Raw genomic sequence first — 2,024 nt, 5'->3', positions numbered from 1 at the left:
AAATATCATGCCTATAAATTCGACTACAAAGGCCCCGCAACCAAGGTGCGCTTCACGACAATTGGCAACGATGTTTACATCGGCCATGGCGCATTCATCTGCGCTGGCGTGACGATTGGCGACGGAGCTATCGTTGCTGGGAATGCCGTCGTTTCACGCGACGTACCGCCCTATGCCGTCGTTGCAGGCAATCCAGCCATCATCAAGAAGTTCCGCTTCCCAATGCCGCGGATCACCCAATTTCTAAACCACCGCTGGTGGCAATTTGCACCTTGGCAGATCGATCATCTTGATCCGTCTAATACCCCTGAATTCATGAAGGGTATTATCGAGCTGCGACAAACAGAAGAGCCCTTCAAACCAGACGTGGTTGATCTGAGGCCCTTAAGACCGTGACTGTCTTAGACCAGACCAGCGATACAGCGCGCATCGTTTTTTTGCATATTCCTAAAACGGCGGGACAATCCGTTCATTCTGAACTGACCCGCCTTTTGCCGGATGACTGCTTGTCACCTGTACGCGTTCACACCCAAGCAAAAGCCGACGAGGCACAAATGCCAGAAGGCTATCGGCTCTATTCAGGCCATTTGGATTGGGACGAACTCGATACCGTGCCCAGCCCGCGTTTCGCCTTCACGGTGCTGCGCGATCCCTTAGAGCGCATTGCATCGTTCTACTTTTATCTCCGTGCGCAGGCTGAAACTCTTTCACCAGAAGAACTTGCTCTGCCACAGCGCACCGGTATGCGATTGATCAGCACGCAAACCGCAGAAGAGTACTTCTTTGGCGGCAACAAATCTTGGCAAGTGTTTATTCGCGACCACTATGACAACGTTCAAACAACCTACCTTGCAACTCGGCGCATCCGCGGTTGGGGGCAGGTCAAAAACCTGTCACCAGACGAATTGCTGGAAAAAGCGCTGAAAAACGCCAAGAACATCGATCGCATTTATACGACCACCACTTTGAAAGAGCTGGAAACCGATCTGGAAAACCTGCTCGGCACCCGCCCCAATATTGTCAAAACGCGGGTCAATGCCGGTCCCCAAACCTCTGGGAAACGCTGGCCAGAACTGGCCAAACTGCTCGGACCCTCTGCAAGCGAGCGACTTGCAGCCTATGGTGAAACAGATCGACGTTTGTTGCAAAAACTTGGTCAAGGCTGATGTGCGCCGCTGAGCTATCCAAAAATAGCTTCACGATTATTCTACCGGTTTACAACGGCGCCACACACCTCGGGCAACAACTTGAAAGCATTGCAGCGCAAAGCGACAGCGACTGGCAACTCCTGCTCTCGGACGACGGTTCAAGCGATGACAGCCCGAAAATCATCAAGGACTTCGCCGCGCGCCATCCTGATCAAGTCAGTCTGCACAGTGGGCCAAACTCAGGTCTGACAGCGCATGTCCTAGAATTGCTGAACGTGGTCCCTGAGGGATCAGGCCCCATAGCTCTGTGCGATCAGGATGACATCTGGCTCGAAGATCGGCTCGCAAGTGATCGCGCTCTGATGGCGAACCTGTGCAGCGCGCACCCGCAAAAACCGGTTCTGCTCTGTCGCCGCTCGCAGCTCTGCGATGAAACGGGCGTGCCTTTGGGCCTCTCTGCACCGCGCCCGCGCCCACCCTCGTTTGGCAACGCATTGGTGCAAAACATAGCCAGCGGTAATACAATGGTTTTCAATCGCGACCTATTGATGAGCCTACAAAACATGTCTGACGCTGCGCGCGACTGTGCCTATCACGATTGGTGGATTTACCAGATTGCCGCTGGTATCGGCGGGCACATTCATCACGATACTGAGCCAAAGATTTTGTACCGCCAACATGGCTCTAATCTGGTCGGTGTCCCGCGCGGTCTCAGGGGCATATTGGCCCGCGCAGCCCGTTTGCTTAGCGGCGTTGGCTCTGCCGAGAGCGCAACGCATTTAGCAGCGCTCGAGCGCGTGCGCGCGCACTTAACGCCCGCAGCTCAACGCCAGTTGACTGCCTTTCAAAGCGCGCGCAAAGGGTCTTTATTCAAAC

The 2,024-nt window shown here is 54.4% G+C and carries 2 protein-coding genes and 1 pseudogene; all 3 read left to right on the top strand.

Annotated features, from left to right (window positions below; translation table 11 throughout):
- Positions 1 to 396: pseudogene (locus tag ABJQ89_RS17430) on the top strand (antibiotic acetyltransferase); the annotation flags it as partial.
- Complete coding sequence (locus ABJQ89_RS17425; protein ID WP_348497427.1) at positions 393 to 1,166, top strand: sulfotransferase family 2 domain-containing protein; 774 nt, start codon at positions 393 to 395, stop codon at positions 1,164 to 1,166. The pseudogene ABJQ89_RS17430 and the gene ABJQ89_RS17425, both read left to right, overlap by 4 nt.
- The coding region (locus ABJQ89_RS17420) for a glycosyltransferase (protein WP_348497426.1) at positions 1,166 to 2,024 on the top strand (859 nt) is incomplete at its 3' end. The genes ABJQ89_RS17425 and ABJQ89_RS17420, both read left to right, overlap by 1 nt.

The organism is Planktotalea sp. (assembly GCF_039984035.1).
GTDB lineage: Bacteria > Pseudomonadota > Alphaproteobacteria > Rhodobacterales > Rhodobacteraceae > Planktotalea.
Note: the sequence above shows the minus strand (reverse complement) of the source record. Positions and strands in the feature narration are given on the sequence as shown.